General features: G+C 67.9%; 14 protein-coding genes. 10 read left to right on the top strand and 4 right to left on the bottom strand.

From position 1 onward, the window contains the following. Positions 1-319 precede the first annotated feature (319 nt). Entirely contained in the window at positions 320-1,531 is a 1,212-nt protein-coding gene (tyrS, locus tag G5A07_RS12035) for a tyrosine--tRNA ligase (RefSeq protein WP_191863357.1), read from the bottom strand. A gap of 167 nt (positions 1,532-1,698) precedes the next feature. Between tyrS and G5A07_RS12030 the strand changes: the two genes are divergently transcribed. Both G5A07_RS12030 and G5A07_RS12025 read left to right on the top strand, forming a co-directional pair. Beyond that, positions 1,699-3,171, top strand: coding sequence for a peptidoglycan DD-metalloendopeptidase family protein (locus G5A07_RS12030; protein WP_191863356.1), 1,473 nt, complete (start codon positions 1,699-1,701; stop codon positions 3,169-3,171). Positions 3,172-3,236: 65 nt separating this feature from the next. Continuing rightward, complete coding sequence (locus G5A07_RS12025) at positions 3,237-4,364, top strand: anhydro-N-acetylmuramic acid kinase (RefSeq protein WP_125437753.1); 1,128 nt, start codon at positions 3,237-3,239, stop codon at positions 4,362-4,364. Positions 4,365-4,443: 79 nt separating this feature from the next. Here G5A07_RS12025 and G5A07_RS12020 read toward each other — a convergent pair whose 3' ends face one another. From G5A07_RS12020 to G5A07_RS12010, 3 genes are all read right to left on the bottom strand, one after another. Beyond that, a complete protein-coding gene (locus G5A07_RS12020) occupies positions 4,444-4,674 on the bottom strand; it encodes a hypothetical protein (protein WP_005420465.1) in 231 nt (76 codons plus the stop codon). A gap of 77 nt (positions 4,675-4,751) precedes the next feature. Further along, positions 4,752-6,125: a muropeptide MFS transporter gene (locus tag G5A07_RS12015; protein WP_049455489.1), complete on the bottom strand. Its 1,374-nt coding sequence runs from the start codon at positions 6,123-6,125 to the stop codon at positions 4,752-4,754. Further along, positions 6,122-6,922, bottom strand: coding sequence for an exodeoxyribonuclease III (locus G5A07_RS12010; protein ID WP_005420469.1), 801 nt, complete (start codon positions 6,920-6,922; stop codon positions 6,122-6,124). The genes G5A07_RS12015 and G5A07_RS12010 overlap by 4 nt, the downstream gene beginning before the upstream one ends. A 162-nt stretch (positions 6,923-7,084) precedes the next feature. On the opposite strand from G5A07_RS12010, the gene pyrE reads away from it, so the two are divergent. The 8 genes from pyrE to G5A07_RS11970 all read left to right on the top strand — a co-directional run bounded on the left by pyrE (position 7,085) and on the right by G5A07_RS11970 (position 16,582). Further along, a complete protein-coding gene (gene pyrE / locus G5A07_RS12005; RefSeq protein WP_010486876.1) occupies positions 7,085-7,744 on the top strand; it encodes an orotate phosphoribosyltransferase in 660 nt (219 codons plus the stop codon). Between the two features lie 18 nt (positions 7,745-7,762). Next, positions 7,763-8,425, top strand: a complete 663-nt coding sequence (locus tag G5A07_RS12000) for a hypothetical protein (RefSeq protein WP_191863355.1) — start codon at positions 7,763-7,765, stop codon at positions 8,423-8,425. Positions 8,426-8,646: 221 nt separating this feature from the next. Further along, positions 8,647-8,739, top strand: coding sequence for a potassium-transporting ATPase subunit F (locus G5A07_RS11995; protein ID WP_005407770.1), 93 nt, complete (start codon positions 8,647-8,649; stop codon positions 8,737-8,739). Positions 8,740-8,751: 12 nt separating this feature from the next. Continuing rightward, positions 8,752-10,461 (top strand): potassium-transporting ATPase subunit KdpA, encoded by a 1,710-nt coding sequence (gene kdpA, locus G5A07_RS11990; RefSeq protein ID WP_191863354.1) that lies wholly within the window; start codon positions 8,752-8,754, stop codon positions 10,459-10,461. Between the two features lie 10 nt (positions 10,462-10,471). Then, complete coding sequence (kdpB, locus tag G5A07_RS11985; RefSeq protein ID WP_049412117.1) at positions 10,472-12,529, top strand: potassium-transporting ATPase subunit KdpB; 2,058 nt, start codon at positions 10,472-10,474, stop codon at positions 12,527-12,529. Further along, positions 12,526-13,176 carry a potassium-transporting ATPase subunit KdpC gene (gene kdpC / locus G5A07_RS11980; protein ID WP_143994446.1) on the top strand — a complete coding sequence of 217 codons (651 nt, stop codon included), beginning with the start codon at positions 12,526-12,528 and terminating at the stop codon, positions 13,174-13,176. Before kdpB ends, kdpC begins: the two co-directional genes overlap by 4 nt. A gap of 51 nt (positions 13,177-13,227) precedes the next feature. Beyond that, entirely contained in the window at positions 13,228-15,888 is a 2,661-nt protein-coding gene (locus tag G5A07_RS11975) for a sensor histidine kinase KdpD (RefSeq protein WP_191863353.1), read from the top strand. Further along, positions 15,869-16,582: a response regulator transcription factor gene (locus G5A07_RS11970; protein WP_019338804.1), complete on the top strand. Its 714-nt coding sequence runs from the start codon at positions 15,869-15,871 to the stop codon at positions 16,580-16,582. Before G5A07_RS11975 ends, G5A07_RS11970 begins: the two co-directional genes overlap by 20 nt. Positions 16,583-16,634 lie beyond the last annotated feature (52 nt).

Genomic DNA, 16,634 nt, shown 5'->3' with positions numbered 1-16,634 from the left:
CTGCGAAGTTTCCTTCGTAGCGAGCCGCCCATTATGCCAGACTTTTTCAGTCCGTCAACACCCTCGTTCGATCATCTCGTTCGGCGGTGGTGGGCGCCCTGATGTCGCTGAAGCCCCTTGGTGGCGACCCCTGCGACGGGGGAGGAGAAGTATGTCCCTATTCCCATCATTTGTGAAGGGGGTGTGGCGATTTTTTTCAACGGATGTTGCATCCGTTCATGCATCGCGCTGCGGGAGGACCCCGTGAAGAGCAGCCGAGCGTGGGCTCGGCTCTACAAGAGCATAAGGAAGGGCCGGCTGCGCCGGCCCTTCCTTTGTCTCAGGCAGCGACCAGGCGCACGCGGGCGAAGGTGCGCTTGCCCACCTGCAGCAGGCCCTCGAAGCCCGGCTGCAGCACCTGCTGGCCATCTTCCACCACTTCGCCGTCCACCTTCACCGCGCGCTCCTTGAGCTTGCGGTTGGCTTCGGAGTTGCTCGGCGTCAGGCCGACGGCGGTCAGCAGCGCAGCAATACGCAGGCCTTCGGCCGGGATCGCCACGTCCTGCAGCGGCAGCTGGGTGATGTCGCCCTGCCCGGTCACCGCCGCTTCCCAGCCGGCAATGGCCTGCTCGGCCGCCGCAGCGTCGTGGAAGCGGGTCGCCAGCTCACGCGCCAGGCGCAGCTTGACCACGCGCGGGTTCAGGCCGCCATTGGCCACCTGCTCGCGCAGCTGCACGGCTTCAGCCTGGCTGATGTCGAAGGACAACAGCTCGATCCAGCGCCACATCAGGGTGTCGTCCACCTTCATGGTCTTGGTGACGATGTCGATGGCCGGTTCGCTGATGCCAATGTAGTTGCCCAGCGACTTGGACATCTTGTTGACGCCGTCCAGGCCTTCCAGCAGCGGCATGGTCAGCACCACCTGCGGCTTCTGGCCGTGATGTTCCTGCAGGCCACGGCCCATCAGCAGGTTGAACTTCTGGTCGGTACCGCCCAGCTCGACGTCGGCCTCCAGGGCCACCGAGTCGTAGCCCTGCACCAGCGGGTACAGGAACTCGTGGATGGCGATGGACTGCTGGGCGGCGTAGCGCTTGGCGAAGTCATCGCGCTCGAGCATGCGCGCCACGGTGTGCTGGCCGGCCAGGCGGATCATGTCCGCCGCGCCCATCTTGCCGAACCACTCCGAGTTGAAGCGGACTTCGGTACGGCTGCGGTCCAGCACCTTGAACACCTGCTCCTCATAGGTACGGGCGTTGGCCAGCACGTCCTCGCGGCTGAGCGGCTTGCGGGTGAGGCTCTTGCCGGACGGGTCGCCGATCATGCCGGTGAAGTCGCCGATCAGGAAAACGACCTGGTGGCCGAGGTCCTGGAACTGGCGCATCTTGTTCAGCAGCACCGTATGGCCCAGGTGCAGGTCGGGCGCGGTGGGGTCGAAGCCGGCCTTGATCCGCAGCGGACGGCCTTCCTGCAGGCGCGCACGCAGATCCTCGAGCTTGAGGATCTCGTCGGCACCGCGGCCGATCAGGGCAAGGGCTTCTTCAATCGAGGACACGTGACTACTCCCGGCAACGCCGATTCTTGTGTGGGGTGTTAAAGCAAAGTTAACCCGATTGGCTTCACAAAAGCCAATGGGCACAAGGGTTTGACGCGGTTTTCTCAGGTGTCTATGGTAACCGGCGATCAGGCCCGCGCTCCCGGGCTGCCAGGAAAAAACCGCCGATGCACAATTCCGAACAAGGGCGCGCACGCAAGCAGCGCTTCCAGGAACGCCTCCACGTCCTGCACGACAACGCCCTGCATCGGAAGCTCAGGCAACATCTTCCCGCCGCCTTCAATGAGCGCTGGACCCGCCGCCATTGGATGCATGCCAGCCTGTTCGCGACCATCGGCGCGCTGGTGGCAACGATCGTCCCAGGCTTCTCGCACACCATCGACGCCCCCTTCGCCGACAGCCATACCAGCCTGGCGCTGCCGTTGCCGCCGCTGACCATGGCCCGCCAGCAGCAGGTGCCCGGTGACAGCTGGCAGGTGCTGCGCGTGCAGCGCGGCCAGACCCTGAGCGACCTGTTCGACAAGGCCGGCATCCCGGCCACCACCCTGCACCGGGTACTGGACCACCCGGGCGCGCGTGAGGCGCTGACCAAGCTGCGCCCGGGTGCCGAGATCGCCTTCGACATGCCGCTGTCCGGTGACCTGCGCAGCATCCGCTTCGACCGCGATGCCGACAACCGGGTGGAACTGAGCCTGACCGGCGACGACATCAAGGAGAAGGTGACCCAGCGCGAGACCTCCACGCGCACCGTGGTCACCAGCGGCGAGATCACCAGTTCGCTGTATGCCGCGGCCCGCCGCGCCGGGCTGTCGCCGTCGGCGATCGCGACGATGACCGACGACATCTTCAAGTACGACATCGACTTCTCGAAGGACCTGCAGCCGGGCGACCGCTTCAGCGTGGTGATGGATGAAACCTGGCGCGAAGGCGAGAAGGTGGACACCAGCAAGATCCTGGCGGCGACCTTCACCACCGGTGGCAAGACCTATTCCGGCTTCCGCTTCGACCGCAACGGCAAGTCCGAGTACTACGACATCAACGGCCGTTCGCTGAAGAAGAGCTTCATCCGCATGCCGATCCCGTTCGCGCGGCTGAGCTCGACTTTCGGCGCGCGCAAGCACCCGGTGCTGGGCAAGATGCGCATGCACAAGGGCGTGGACTACGCTGCGCGCACCGGCACCCCGATCATGGCCGCCGGCGATGCCCGCGTGCAGTTCGCCGGCGTGCAGCGCGGCTACGGCAACGTGGTGATCCTCGACCACGGCCGCGGCCACACCACCCTGTACGGGCACATGTCGCGCTTTGCGAACATCAAGACCGGCCAGCGCGTGGCCCAGGGCACGGTGATCGGCTATGTCGGCTCGACCGGCCTGGCCACCGGCCCGCATCTGCACTACGAATTCCGCGTCAACGGCGAGCACCGCAATCCGCTGACCGTGACCATGCCGCCGCCGGAGCCGCTGAAGGGCGCCGAGCTGGTCGCCTTCCGCGCGCAGACCGCACCGGCGATGGCCCGCATCCAGGGCATGGAGAAGCTGATCTACGCCGACGCCAGCCCGGCACCGACCAGCCGCGACGAGGCCGCCCCCGAGGTGGCCAGCGCCAAGGACAAGCAGGCGACCGGCCGCAAGCGCGGCTGAACCCCTGCGTTGACGAAGAAGGACGCGGCAGCCCAAGCTTGCCGCGTCCTTTTTTTATGTCCGCCATGAACACGACTGCCGACGCTGACGCCCCCCTGTACCTTGGCCTGATGTCGGGCACCAGCGCCGACGGCATCGATGCCGCGCTGGTGCAGTTCCCCGCTGGCGGAGGCTGCCGCTTCGTGCACGGGCTGACCGCCCGCTGGGAGCCTGTGCTGCGTGCGCGGCTGGTGGCGCTGGGCGAAGGCGGACCGCTGGACTCGCTGGAGGAGCTGGGCGAGCTGGACGCCCGGATCGCGATCAACTTCGCCGAAGCCGCCAATCAACTGCTGGCCGAGGCCGGCGTGGACCGCAGCCAGGTCCGCGCGATCGGCTCGCACGGCCAGACCGTGCGCCATCGCCCGCTGGCCACCCCCGCCTTCACCGTGCAGCTGGGCGATGGCAACCGCATCGCCGAGCTGACCGGGATCACCACGGTATCCGACTTCCGCCGCCGTGACGTGGCCGCCGGGGGCCATGGTGCGCCGCTGATGCCGGCCTTCCACCTTGGCATGCTGGGCGCCGCCGATGAGGACCGTGCGGTGCTGAACCTGGGCGGCATCGCCAACCTGACCCTGATCCCGCGCGAAGGCGCAGTGCGCGGCTTCGATACCGGCCCGGCCAACGCGCTGATGGATGCCTGGTGCCAGCGCCATACCGGCCGCACCTTCGATGCCGATGGTGCGTACGCTGCCAGTGGCGCGGTAGACGAGGGCCTGCTGGCCGGCTGGCGCTCGGACCCGTGGTTCGCGCTGCCACCGCCGAAGAGCACCGGCCGTGAGCAGTTCCACCTGGCCTGGGCCGAGGTGCACATGGGCGAAGGCCAATACGCTGCCGCCGATGTGCAGGCCACCCTGCTGGAGCTGACCGTGGCAACCGTGGCCGATGCGCTGCTGGCGCAGCAGCCACAGACCCGGCGCCTGCTGGTCTGTGGTGGCGGCGTACGCAACCGGCAGCTGATGAAACGGCTGGCGGCGCGGCTGCCGGGGGTGCAGGTGGAATCCAGCGCGGTGCACGGGCTGGACCCGGAGTACGTGGAGGCCATGGGCTTTGCGTGGCTGGCGCAGCGGACGATGGACGGGCTGGCCGGCAACCTGCCGAGCGTGACCGGGGCCAAGGGGCCGCGGATCCTCGGGGCGATCCACCTGGCGTGAGGTGGCGTCATCCACGCATGGCGTGGATCTACCGGGCAGCCGAGCGTGGGCTCGGCTCTACAGCATTGCGGCGCGGCCGCTAATCGAAGCCCTGCCCTGCGGGCAAGGCCTGCAGGGCGGCGATGGCGTCGGAGAGCGCGTCCACTTCGGGATCACCGAAGCCGGAGCGGACCTCCAGTTCACTGCTGAACAGGCCCTGCTCCAGCAAAGCGGCACAGGTCTGTTCGTGGGTCCAGCCGCGGGCGACCGCGACACGTCGGATGCGTTCCAGCAGCAGCGGGTCCAGGTCCCGCAGCACAACGTCGGCCATGCTCACTTCCCCGTTCGCAAGGCACCGCCCCCTCGGCGCGTCGGGGCGATGATCCCGCAGACCGGACGGGCAGGCAATCAGGTCGAGCTGGAGGCCTGGCGACGGCGCTGCTGCAGGATCAGCAGGGCGCAGAGGATCACCACCGGGATCGCCACCAGCGCGGTACCGACGAAGAACAGCGCGTAGCCTTCCAGCAGCGTCCGGCCCTGTGCGAGCGTCTGTACCGACCACCCCGAGAGCCCCTTGAGCGCCTTGCCGGGCATCGCGTAGAACGAACTCAGCAGCGCGTACTGGGTTGCGGTGTATCCGATGCTGGTCAGGCTGGACATATAGGCGATCAGCGCCGTACCGGCGAAACCGCTGGCGAAGTTGTCGATGGCCATGGCCACAGCAAAATGGGTCGTGTCTGGGCCCGAATAGGCCAGCCAGGCAAATGCCAGGTTGGAGGCCGGCCCCAGCACGGCACCCACCATCAGCGCCGCCAGCACCCCCCAGCGAACCGAGACCAGGCCCGCCGCAGCAATGCCGACGAAGGTCGCGACCAGGCCCACCGAGCCACGCACGGCGCCCACGGTGTCCTCGTCCAGGCCGAGATCGACATAGAAGGGGTTGGCCATCGGCCCCATGACGAAGTCGGCCATGCGATAAACGCTGATGGCCACCAGGATCAGGATCGCGCCGCTGCGATGCTCGCGGACGAAGGCGATGAACGGCCCCGCCACGGCGTCGAACAGGCCGCGCGGCGTCCACAGGGAGGTCGCCTGTGCCTGCACGGCAGCCACTTCCCGCGCGGGTTCACGGGCCATGACCACGGCTACCACGCCAAGCGCCATCAGCACGGCCATGATCTCGTAGGAGACCTGCCAGCCAACACGGGCCGCGATGATCAGGATCAGCGCATCGGTGACCAGCAAGGCAGTGCGGTAGCCCAATGCCGAGGATGAGGTCAGCAGGCCAAGCTGCTCGCTGTTGTCAGCACTTTCAATGCGCCAGGCATCGATGACGATGTCCTGGGTGGCCGAAGCAAACGCCACGATCACGGCCATTACGCCGAACACGACGATGTGCTGCCAGGCGATGCCCAGGAACTGGATCTGGCCGCCCTTGGGCTGGACCAGCGCCATGCCGACAAGGCCCACCACTACGACCAGCTGCGACAGCAGCATCCAGCCGCGGCGGCGGCCAAAACGACCGAACAGAGGCACGTCGGTCTTGTCGACGATCGGCGCCCACAGGAACTTCATGGTGTAGGCCAGCCCGACCCATGACAGGAAACCGATCGTGCTCAGCTCGATGCCTTCCTTGCGCATCCAGAAGCCGAGCGTGTTGCCCACCAGATAGATGGGCAGGCCCGAACTGAAACCGAGCAGCAGCATCGCCAGCACCTTGCGCTGGCTCAGGTTGGACAACACCTGCTGCCACGGTCGGCGCGGCTTGGCGGCCTCGGTCACAGGTCGTAGTCCACGGTGAACGGGGCGTGGTCGGAGAAGCGCTCGTCGCGGTAGATCGAACAGCTACGCAGTTTGTCGCGCAGGCCCGGAGTGATGAACTGGTAGTCGATACGCCAGCCGACGTTGTTCGCACGGGCGGCGCCGCGGTTGCTCCACCAGGTGTAATCCTCGCCGGTGGGGTTGAGCAGGCGGTAGGCATCGGCCCAGCCACGGCCGGCGGCGACATCGGTGGCCTGGCCGTGGTCGGCGCACAGGGCGTTGAGCCAGTCGCGCTCCTCCGGCAGGCAGCCGGAATTCTTCTGGTTGGACTTCCAGTTCTTGATGTCCAGCGCCGAACGCACGATGTTCCAGTCGCCGCACAGCACGTAGTCGCGGCCGCTGCGCGCCCACTCCTCCAGGATCGGCCGCAGCCATTCCATCACTTCGAACTTGAAGCCCTGGCGCAGGTCGCCCGAGCTGCCGGACGGGATGTAGAAGGAGACCACGCTGAGGTTGCCGTAGCGCGCCTCGATGTAGCGGCCTTCGTCGTCGAACGGCGCCCAGCCCAGCGAGGTGATGACCTGGTCCGGCTCGCGCTTGCTGTAGATCGCCACGCCGCTGTAGCCCTTCTTGGTGATGGCGTCGCGATAGAAGCAGTGGTGCCCGTCTGGACGGAACATCGGGTCGGTCAGCTGGTCTTCCTGGGCCTTGGTCTCCTGGATGCACAGGACGTCGGCGTCCTGGGCACGGAACCAGTCGAGGAAGCCCTTGGTCGCGGCGGAACGGATGCCATTGGCGTTGAAACTGATGATGCGCATGCAAGGGACCTACGACAGGAAACCGGGCAAGCATACCGGTTGCCCGCGGGGCTGCGCAGTCTGCCCGGCCAGGCCGCGACGCCCTTCACACGGGTCCGGACGAGCGCGAAACGCCCAGCTGGATTAGGATTTATGCTCCAAATGAAGATGAATCGAGTTTTGATGAGCGACCACCGCCACCGTTTCCTGCAGCTGGCCCTGACCGCCGACGCCCTGCGCTTCGGCCAGTTCACCCTCAAGTCCGGCCGGCTGAGCCCCTATTTCTTCAACGCCGGTCGTTTCGACTCCGGTTCGCTGCTGTCGCAGCTTGGCGCCTGCTACGCCGATGCCATCGATGCCACCGGAATCAAGTACGACGTGGTGTTCGGCCCGGCCTACAAGGGCATCCCGCTGGCCACCGCGATGGCCTGTGAGCTGGCCCAGCGTGGCCGCGACCTGCCGCTGTCGTTCAACCGCAAGGAAGCCAAGGACCATGGCGAAGGCGGCCAGCTGATCGGCGCCGACATGAATGGCAAGCGCGTGCTGATCGTCGACGACGTGATCACCGCCGGTACCGCGATCCGCGAAGCGCTGGGCATCATTCGCGCTGCCGGTGGCACCCCGGCCGGCATCGTGGTGGCGCTTGACCGCCAGGAGATCGCTTCGGAAACCGATCGCCGTTCGGCGGCGCAGTCGGTGGCCGAGGAGGCCGGCATTCCGGTGATCGCCGTGGCATCGCTGGCCGATCTGCTTGATTTCGCCTCCGGCAACCCGGAACTTGTGGGCTACCGGCAGCCGCTGGAAGCCTACCGGGCCCAGTACGGCGTCCGTTCGATCCGCTGACCGACCAGGGGAAAGGTCATGTCCCGAGTTCCTGCTGTTCTCTTTGCCGGCCTGCTGCTGGCCATGCCGTTCACGCTGCCGGCGCAGTCGCGGGGTGGCGACAAGGTGGAGAAGAAGCTGTACTGCTGGAACGAGGGCAAGGAGCGGATCTGCAGTGATTCGCTACCGGCCGATGCGGTCAACCATGCCCGCGAGGAATTCAACGCGAAAAGTGGCCTGCGCAATGCGCAGGTCCAGCGCGCGTTGACCGACGAAGAGCGTGCCGCCGCCAGCACGGTGGCCGCGCAACAGCAGCTGGACCTGATGGCCGAGCAGACCCGCCAGCGCACCGAGCAGGCGATGCTGACCACCTATGGCAGCGAGGACGACCTGCGCCGGGTGTTCGCCGAGCGCCAGGAAGTGCTGGACAACAACCTGAAGACGGCCGAGTACAACGTCACCAGCCTGCGTGAGTCGCTGGTAGCCCTGTTGTCAGCGGCCGGTGACCGCGAACTGGCCGGTGCCAAGGTGGCCGACAAGCAGGCCGAGGCGATCCGCCAGCGGCACGTGCAGCTGCAGGCGCAGCAGCGCCTGCAGGCCGGGTTCCTGCAGCAGCAGCAGGCGTTGAAGGCCGAAATTGAAAGCACCCTGCAGCGCTATCGCGAGCTGAAGGGCGTGGCACCAGCGAGCCAGGCCCCGTGATTCGCTTGTAGAGCCGAGCCCATGCTCGGCTCCGCGTGACCTTGGGAAAGAGCAGCCGAGCATGGGCTCGGCTCTACGGTAGTCGGCGCCTGGTTACGGCCTGGCTCACGAAATTTATGCACTCTTTACGCGTCGGCCCGGTCCGGCGCGTAGTGCGTTTATGGGCGGCAGGGCGACGATGACGACCTGAGGTGGAGGGGTTCCACCAGGACGCTATTGCAATGTCCCCCTGGCTGTCGTTGTTGTGTGGCGTGCTGGTGCTGGTCGCCGCCGCCTATCTTCTTTATGTCGTGCTGCGGCCCGAGTCGTTCTGAGCGGAGCCGGCCATGACTGAGATGCTTGTGATTATTGCCGCCAGCCTGCTGCTGGCGTGGCCGCTGGGCCTGTACCTGGCCCGCGTGATGCGTGGCACGCCGATGAAGGTCGACGTGCTGTTCCACTGGATCGAGAAGCCGCTGTACCGGATGTTCGGTGTTGATCCGGCACGTTCGATGTCCTGGCGCGGCTACGTGCTGGCCTTCGTCCTGAGCAACGTGGTGGTCGCGGTGCTGACCCAGGCGGTGTTCATGACCCAGGCCTGGCTGCCGCTGAATCCGGATCAGATCCCGAACATGCGCTGGGACACCGCGCTGCACACGATGATCTCGTTCCTGACCAACACCAACCAGCAGCACTATTCGGGCCAGGCGCAGCTATCCTACCTCTCGCAGATGACCGGCATCACCGGCCTGCAGGTGGTGACGCCGATGATGGGCCTGGCGCTGGCGGTGGCGACACTGCGCGCGCTGTTCTCGCGTGCGCCGCAGGCTGCGGCCGCCACCGGTAGCGGCGATGACCGCCAAGTGGCGGTGGGCAACTACTACGTGGACGTGGTGCGCCTGTGCGTGCGCTTCCTGTTGCCGCTGTGCCTGGTGTGGACACTGGTGCTGACCAGCCAGGGCGTGCCGTCGACGATGGCCGGTGGGCCACAGGCCACGCCGATCGATGCCAGCGCCGGCATGGCCGGACAGAAGCTGCCGTTGGGCCCGGTGGCGGCAATGGTCGCGGCCAAGCAGCTGGGTGCCAACGGTGGCGGCTGGTACGGCCCGAACAGCAGCTTCCCGCTGGAGAACCCGACCCCGCTGTCGAACGCGCTGGAGATCGTCGGCATCCTGCTGGTGCCGATGGCGGTGATCTTCATGATCGGCGCGTTCACCGGCCGGCGCCGCTTCGGCGCCCTGGTGTTCAGTTGCATGCTGGGCATGTCGCTGCTGTCCACCGGCGCGATGATGTGGAGCGAAGGGCATAGCGCCAGCGCCGCCACGCCGTTGCTGATGGAAGGCAAAGAGGTGCGCTTCGGTGCCGACGGCACTGCGCTGTGGGCGGCGGTGACCACCCAGGTCTCGAACGGCTCGGTCAACGGCATGCACGATTCGCTGGCGCCGCTCAGTGGCGGCATCGCGATGGTCAACATGCTGGTCAGCGCGATCTGGGGCGGCATTGGCTGTGGCCTGCAGCAGTTCATCGTGTACCTGCTGCTGGGCGTGTTCCTGGCCGGGTTGATGACCGGGCGCACGCCGGAAATGTTCGGCCGCAAGCTGGAGACGCCACAGGTCCGCCTGTTGGCCCTGCTGGTGCTGCTGCAGCCGATCACCCTGCTGGTGTTCACCGCGATCACCCTGGCCGTACCCGGCCTGGCGGGCACGTCCAACCCCGGTTTCCATGGCATCAGCCAGGTCTTCTACGAATACGTCTCGGCCTATGCCAACAACGGTTCGGGCTTCGAAGGGCTGGGTGACGCCACGCTGTGGTGGAACCTGAGCTGCTCGCTGGTGCTGCTGCTGGGCCGCTTCCCACTGCTGATCATCCCGCTGGTGGTGGCCGCACAGCTGGCCGCCAAGCGCCAGGCGCCGGAGTCTGCCGGCAGCCTGCAGATCGAAACCCCGACCTTCGCCCTGACCCTGGTCTCGGTGATCGTCATCCTGACCGTGCTGCAGTTCATGCCGGCGCTGGTACTCGGCCCGATTGCCGACCACCTGAGCCTGGGACTGCACTGAGGACACCCCCATGAGTAGTCATGCAAGTTCAACCCGTAGTTCCCATGCGCCGCGCCCTGCCCTGCTCGATGCCGCCGGCCTGCGCCGTGCGCTGATCGAGGCGGTGCGCAAGCTGTCGCCGATGCATCTGGTGCGCAGCCCGGTGATGGCGGTGGTGATGGCCGGCACGATCGTGGCAGCGATCGTCACCCTGACCGGCAATGCGCCGCTGGGCTTCGGCCTGGCGGTGACCGCGATCCTGCTGGTGACCGTGCTGTTCGGCAACTTCGCCGAGGCCGTGGCCGAAGCCCGCGGCCGTGGCCAGGCCGCCTCGCTGCGCCGTGCCCGCCAGGATCTGGTGGCGCGCCGGCTGGCTGCGCCGCAGCCGGGCGCGGCCGAAACCCAGGTACCCGCCGCCGAACTGCGCCCGGGCGACCATGTGATCGTCAGTGCCGGTGAGCTGGTGCCGGCCGACGGCGAGATCGTGCAGGGCCTGGCCACCATCAACGAAGCGGCGGTGACCGGCGAATCGGCACCGGTGCTGCGCGAGGCTGGCACCGACCGTTCCGGTGTGATCGGCGGCACCAAGGTGCTGTCCGACCAGATCATCGTGCGGGTGACCGCCGAGCCGGGCCACAGCTTCCTGGACCGGATGATTGCCCTGGTGGAGGGTGCCAACCGCCAGAAGACCCCGAACGAGATCGCGCTGACCCTCCTGCTGGCGGCGATGACGCTGACCTTCCTGGTGGTGGTGGCGACGCTGCCTGCGATCGGTGCCTCCGTGGGCGTCAAGGTCGACCCGCTGTTGCTGATCGCGCTGCTGGTGTGCCTGATCCCGACCACCATCGGCGGGCTGCTGCCGGCCATCGGCATCGCCGGCATGAACCGTGCGCTGGCCGCCAATGTGCTGGCCAAGTCGGGCAAGGCGGTGGAGGTGGCCGGCGACGTCGACGTGCTGCTGCTGGACAAGACCGGCACCATCACCTACGGCGACCGCCAGGCCAGCCACTTCCATCCGTTGGCCGGTATCGATGCCAGCCAGCTGCGTGAAGCGGCGCTGCTGTCTTCGCTGGCCGACCCGACCCCGGAAGGCAAGTCGATCGTGCGCCTGGCGCGCGAACAGGGCTGCGCCACCGCCGAACCGGACCATGCCGACTACCTGGCCTTCACTGCCCAGACCCGCATGTCCGGCGTGGACCTGGAACATGGGCGGCAGATCCGCAAGGGTGCCGCCGATGCGATCCGCGCCCACGTGCAGGTGCTGGGCGGCAACGTGCCGGCCGAGCTGGCCGGTCGTGTCGAGCAGGTCGCGCGCAACGGCGCCACCCCGCTGGTGGTGGCCGAGGGCCGCCACGTGCTGGGCGTGATCGAGCTGTCGGACGTGGTCAAGCACGGCATGCGCGAGAAGTTCGCGCAGCTGCGGGCGATGGGCATCCGCACGGTGATGATCACCGGTGACAACCCGCTGACCGCCGCCGCCATCGCTGCCGAGGCCGGTGTGGACGACTACATCGCCGAAGCGCGGCCGGAAGACAAGCTGGCGCGCATCCGCCAGGAGCAGGCCGGTGGCCGCCTGGTGGCGATGGTGGGCGACGGTACCAACGACGCCCCGGCGCTGGCCCAGGCCGACATCGGCCTGGCGATGAACTCCGGCACGCAGGCGGCGAAAGAGGCCGGCAACATGGTCGACCTGGATTCGGACCCGGCCAAGCTGCTGGCGGTGGTGGAAGTGGGCAAGCAGCAGCTGATCACCCGCGGCGCGCTGACCACCTTCTCGCTGGCCAACGACGTCTCCAAGTACTTCGCGATCCTGCCGGCGCTGTTCGCCGCTGCCGTTCCGACCATGGCCGCACTGAACGTGATGCAGCTGTCGAGCCCGCGCAACGCGGTGCTGGCGGCGCTGATCTTCAACGCCCTGGTGATTCCCGCCCTGATTCCGCTCGCCCTGCGTGGCGTGCGCTTCCGCCCGGCCACCGCAACGGCGCTGCTGCGCCGGAACATGCTGGTGTACGGCCTCGGCGGCGTGCTGCTGCCGTTCGCGGCAATCAAGGCGATCGACCTCCTTCTTGTCCTGGTATTCGGCGCATGAACCGTACTGTTTCCACTTCGTCTTCCCTTCCCCGCGAACAGAAAGCCGAGGCCCGCGTGGCCAGCCTGCAGGAGGGCGCAAGCTGGCGCCCGGCGATCGGCCTGGGCCTGGCCACGCTGCTGCTGGCCGGCGCGGTCTACGCCGGTATCGCCACCGGTTTCGCCGGCCTGGCCTACCCGACCCAGGCCGAGGGCAGCCTGCTGCGCGATGGCAACGGCCAGGTACGCGGCTCGGCATGGCTGTCGCAGCCGTTCACCGGTGACGGCTACTTCCAGGCGCGCCCGTCGGCCGCCAACTACGACCCGATGGCCGCGGCCGGTTCCAACATGGCGCGCAGCAACCCGGCACTGGCCGAGCGCGTGGCTGCCAGCACGGCTGCGGTAGCCGCACGCGAAGGTGTCGCGCCGGCGCAGGTGCCTGCGGATCTGGTCACCCAGTCCGCAGGCGGCCTGGATCCGCAGCTGTCGCCGGCGGCGGCTCAGCTGCAGGTGGCACGCGTAGCGCGTGCCCGTGGCCTGCCGGTGGCGCGCGTACAAGCGCTGGTGCAGGCGCATACCGAAGGCCGCCAGTGGGGCCTGTTCGGCCAGCCGCGGGTGAACGTGGTGACGCTGAACTTCGCGCTGGACCACGCGGCCAAGGCGCCGTGATGCCGGCCTGCACCGGCTGCGCGCACAATGGCGGGCATGACAGCGGCACCCATGACTGATGCGCGTACCCGCCAGGCCGATGCCCTGGTCGAAGGCCTGCAACGCGAAGCCGGCGGCAAGCTGACCGTGTTCCTCGGCGCGGCGCCGGGCGTGGGCAAGACCTACACCATGCTGACCCGCGCGCAGGAACAGCTGCGCCGCGGCGTTGACCTGGTGGTCGGGCTGGTGGAAACCCACGGCCGCGCCGATACCCAGGCGCTGCTGGAGGGCCTGCCGCAGCTGTCGCTGAAAGCGGTGGCCTACCACGGCCACACCCTGCAGGAGATGGACCTGGATGCCGTGCTCGCGCGGCACCCAGCGCTGGTACTGGTGGATGAACTGGCCCATCGCAACGCGCCAGGCAGCCGCCATGAGCGCCGCTGGCAGGACGTGATGGAGCTGCTGGACGCCGGCATTGACGTCTGGACCACGGTCAACATCCAGCATCTGGAAAGCCTCAACGATGTGGTGATGCGCATCACCGGCGTACGCGTCAGCGAGACCGTGCCGGACGGTGTGCTCGACCGACTGCACGACATCGTGCTGGTGGACCTGCCGCCGCGCGAACTGATCGCGCGCCTGCAGCAGGGCAAGGTCTATGTGCCCGAACAGGCCGCACAGGCACTGCAGGCGTTCTTCTCACCGGCCAACCTGACCGCGCTGCGCGAACTGGCGATGCAGGAGGCCGCCGACCGCGTCGACAGCAGCCTGCGCGAAACCCGCGCCGCGCGTGGCGAAGGCAATCTGCCCCTGCGTCGCGGCGTGCTGGTGGCCATTGATGGCGGCGGCCAGAGCGAATACCTGGTGCGTGTGGCGCGGCGCATCGCAGAGCGCCGTGACGCGCCGTGGACGGTAGTGACCGTGCAGGGCCGGCGCCAGGACGAGGCGACCCGGCGCGAGATCGATGCGGCCTTTGCGCTGGCAAGGCGGCTGGGCGGCGACGCCGAACTGCTGCATGGATCGAGCATCGCCGATGCCCTGCTCGACCATGCCGCACACAACGGCGTGTCGACCCTGGTGCTGGGCCGGACCCGCGAACGTCCACTGGCACGGATGTTCAACCGCACCCTGACCCAGCAGCTGATCCAGCGTGGCGCGCATTACGAGATCACCATCATCAGCACACCGCAGGCACGCGCACGCTCGCGCCGCGAGAGCCTGCTGCCGCCAATGCGCGGTATCAGTCATGAACCGGCACAAGCCCTGATCGCTACCGCGCTGGCCTGTGCGGTGGCGTGGCTGGCCGAACACTGGGTGGGCATGGCCGACCTGTCGATGGTGTTCATCGTCGCGGTGGTGCTGGTGGCGGCGCGCACCCGCGCCAGCGTGGCGGTGATGGCGGCGATCCTGTGCTTCCTGGCCTACAACTTCCTGTTCATCGCGCCACGCTTCACCTTCGCCATCGGCGCGCGCCAGGGCGTGATCACCGTGTTCCTGTTCCTGGCCGCCGCGCTGGTGGCCGGACGCCTGGCCTCGCGCCTGCGCATGCAGGTGATCGCGCTGCGTGCCGCCAACCGCCATGCGCGTGCGCGCCAGCAGTTGGGCCGCCAGCTGGCCAGTGCCGCCGGCAACGGAGAGGTGGCGCAGGCGGGTCGGCATGCACTGGAACAGGCCATGGACGTGCCGGCGTGGCTGCGGATCGGCGCCGATACCGCAACCGGTGGCCGCAGCCAGCCTGGCGATACCGATCTGGCCGCCGCCGACTGGGCGCTGCGCCACGGCCAGCCCAGCGGCCGCTTCACCGACACGCTGGCCGGCGCGCAATGGTGGTTCCTGCCGCTGCTGGATGGCGAAGACCGCGCGATCGGCGTGGCCGGCCTGTACCTGCCCGGCGCGCAGGCGCGCCTGCTGCCCGAGCAGCGGCAGCTGGCCGAAGCGATGGTGGATGACATCGCGCAGGCCGCGCTGCGCACGCGGCTGGTGGCCGAACTGGAACAGGCCCACGTCAGCAACGAGACCGAGCGATTGCGCTCGGCCCTGCTCTCTTCGGTATCGCACGATCTGCGCTCGCCGCTGGCGGCGATGATCGGTTCGGCCGACAGCCTGGCCAGCTACGGTGCGGCGATGGATACAGCCGATCGCCGTGCCCTGCTGGACACGATCCTGGTCGAGGGCGAACGGCTGGACCGCTACATCCAGAACCTGCTGGACATGACCCGCCTCGGCCACGAAGGATTGAAGATCAACCGCGACTGGATCGGCGTGGACGAACTGATCGGCTCGGCGGCGCGGCGACTGCAGCGCTACCAGCCCAAGGTGCGGCTGGAGCTGGATATTCCCTCCACGCTGGCGCCGATCTGGGTGCACCCGGCGCTGGTCGAACAGGCCGTGTTCAACGTGATGGAAAACGCGGCCAAGTTCTCGCCGCCCGATGCCGCCGTGCAGGTGCAGGCGCGCGAGCTGGACGGCCAGCTGCGCATCGACGTGATCGATGCCGGCCCCGGCATTCCCGACGACGAGCGTGCGCGCATCTTCGACATGTTCTACAGCGTCGAGCGCGGCGACCGCGGCCGCCACGGCACCGGTCTGGGCCTGACCATCTGCCAGGGCATGATCGGCGCGCATGGCGGCAGCGTGCAGGCGCTGCCCGGACGCGACGGTCGCGGTACCCTGATCCGCATCACCCTGCCCCTGCTCAAGCCAGCCTCCCACGATGAGCCCGACCCCGATTGATGCCAGCGTGCCGGCCGCGCGCGTGCTGGTGATCGATGATGAAACCCAGATCCGCCGGTTCCTGGATATCAGCCTGCGCGCGCAGGGCTACCAGGTACGGCAGGCCGCGACCGGCCAGGAAGGCCTGGAGATGGCCGCCAGCGAAGACATGGACCTGGTGATCCTGGACATCGGCCTGCCGGACATGGAAGGCCACGAGGTGCTGGAGCAGCTGCGGCAATGGAGCCAGGTGCCGGTGATCATGCTGACCGTGCGCGCCGGCGAAACCGAGAAGGTGCGGGCGCTGGACAACGGCGCCAACGACTACGTGACCAAACCCTTCGGTACCCAGGAGCTGATGGCGCGGGTACGGGCGCTGCTGCGCACGCGCAGCGTGCCCAGCGACGGCACCCCGCCGGTGTTCGACGATGGCCATCTGCATGTGGACCTGGTGCGCCGTGAAGTGGCACTCGATGGTGAACCGGTGGCGCTGACCCGCAAGGAATACGCGCTGCTGTCGCTGCTGCTGCGCAATGCCGGGCGCGTGGTGACCCAGCCGCAGATCCTGCAGGAGATCTGGGGGCCGACCCACCAGCACGACACCCATTACCTGCGCATCCTGGTCGGCAAGCTGCGGCACAAGCTGGGTGATTCGGCGCTGGATTCGCGCTACCTGTTCACCGAACCGGGCGTGGGGCTGCGGTTCAAGGGGTGAGGGTGTGTCGACCAAGGTCGACACCTACCAACAGCTCCAGGACATTGTCAGG

Origin of the sequence: Stenotrophomonas sp. AS012628 (genome assembly GCF_010608305.1) — a bacterium.
Classification (GTDB): domain Bacteria; phylum Pseudomonadota; class Gammaproteobacteria; order Xanthomonadales; family Xanthomonadaceae; genus Stenotrophomonas; species Stenotrophomonas geniculata.
The sequence above is the reverse complement of the archived record's forward strand: the minus strand, read 5'-3'. Positions and strand labels throughout refer to the sequence as shown.

Bases quoted from the DNA above. Each gene is read 5' to 3' on its own strand.
- G5A07_RS12030 (WP_191863356.1), top strand. From the start codon at position 1,699: ATGCACAATTCCGAACAAGGGCGCGCACGCAAGCAGCGCTTCCAGGAA.
- G5A07_RS12025 (WP_125437753.1), top strand. From the start codon at position 3,237: ATGAACACGACTGCCGACGCTGACGCCCCCCTGTACCTTGGCCTGATG.
- G5A07_RS12020 (WP_005420465.1), bottom strand. From the start codon at position 4,674: ATGGCCGACGTTGTGCTGCGGGACCTGGACCCGCTGCTGCTGGAACGC.
- G5A07_RS12010 (WP_005420469.1), bottom strand. From the start codon at position 6,922: ATGCGCATCATCAGTTTCAACGCCAATGGCATCCGTTCCGCCGCGACC.
- pyrE (WP_010486876.1), top strand. From the start codon at position 7,085: ATGAGCGACCACCGCCACCGTTTCCTGCAGCTGGCCCTGACCGCCGAC.
- G5A07_RS12000 (WP_191863355.1), top strand. From the start codon at position 7,763: ATGTCCCGAGTTCCTGCTGTTCTCTTTGCCGGCCTGCTGCTGGCCATG.
- G5A07_RS11995 (WP_005407770.1), top strand. From the start codon at position 8,647: ATGTCCCCCTGGCTGTCGTTGTTGTGTGGCGTGCTGGTGCTGGTCGCC.
- kdpA (WP_191863354.1), top strand. From the start codon at position 8,752: ATGACTGAGATGCTTGTGATTATTGCCGCCAGCCTGCTGCTGGCGTGG.
- kdpB (WP_049412117.1), top strand. From the start codon at position 10,472: ATGAGTAGTCATGCAAGTTCAACCCGTAGTTCCCATGCGCCGCGCCCT.
- kdpC (WP_143994446.1), top strand. From the start codon at position 12,526: ATGAACCGTACTGTTTCCACTTCGTCTTCCCTTCCCCGCGAACAGAAA.
- G5A07_RS11975 (WP_191863353.1), top strand. From the start codon at position 13,228: ATGACTGATGCGCGTACCCGCCAGGCCGATGCCCTGGTCGAAGGCCTG.
- G5A07_RS11970 (WP_019338804.1), top strand. From the start codon at position 15,869: ATGAGCCCGACCCCGATTGATGCCAGCGTGCCGGCCGCGCGCGTGCTG.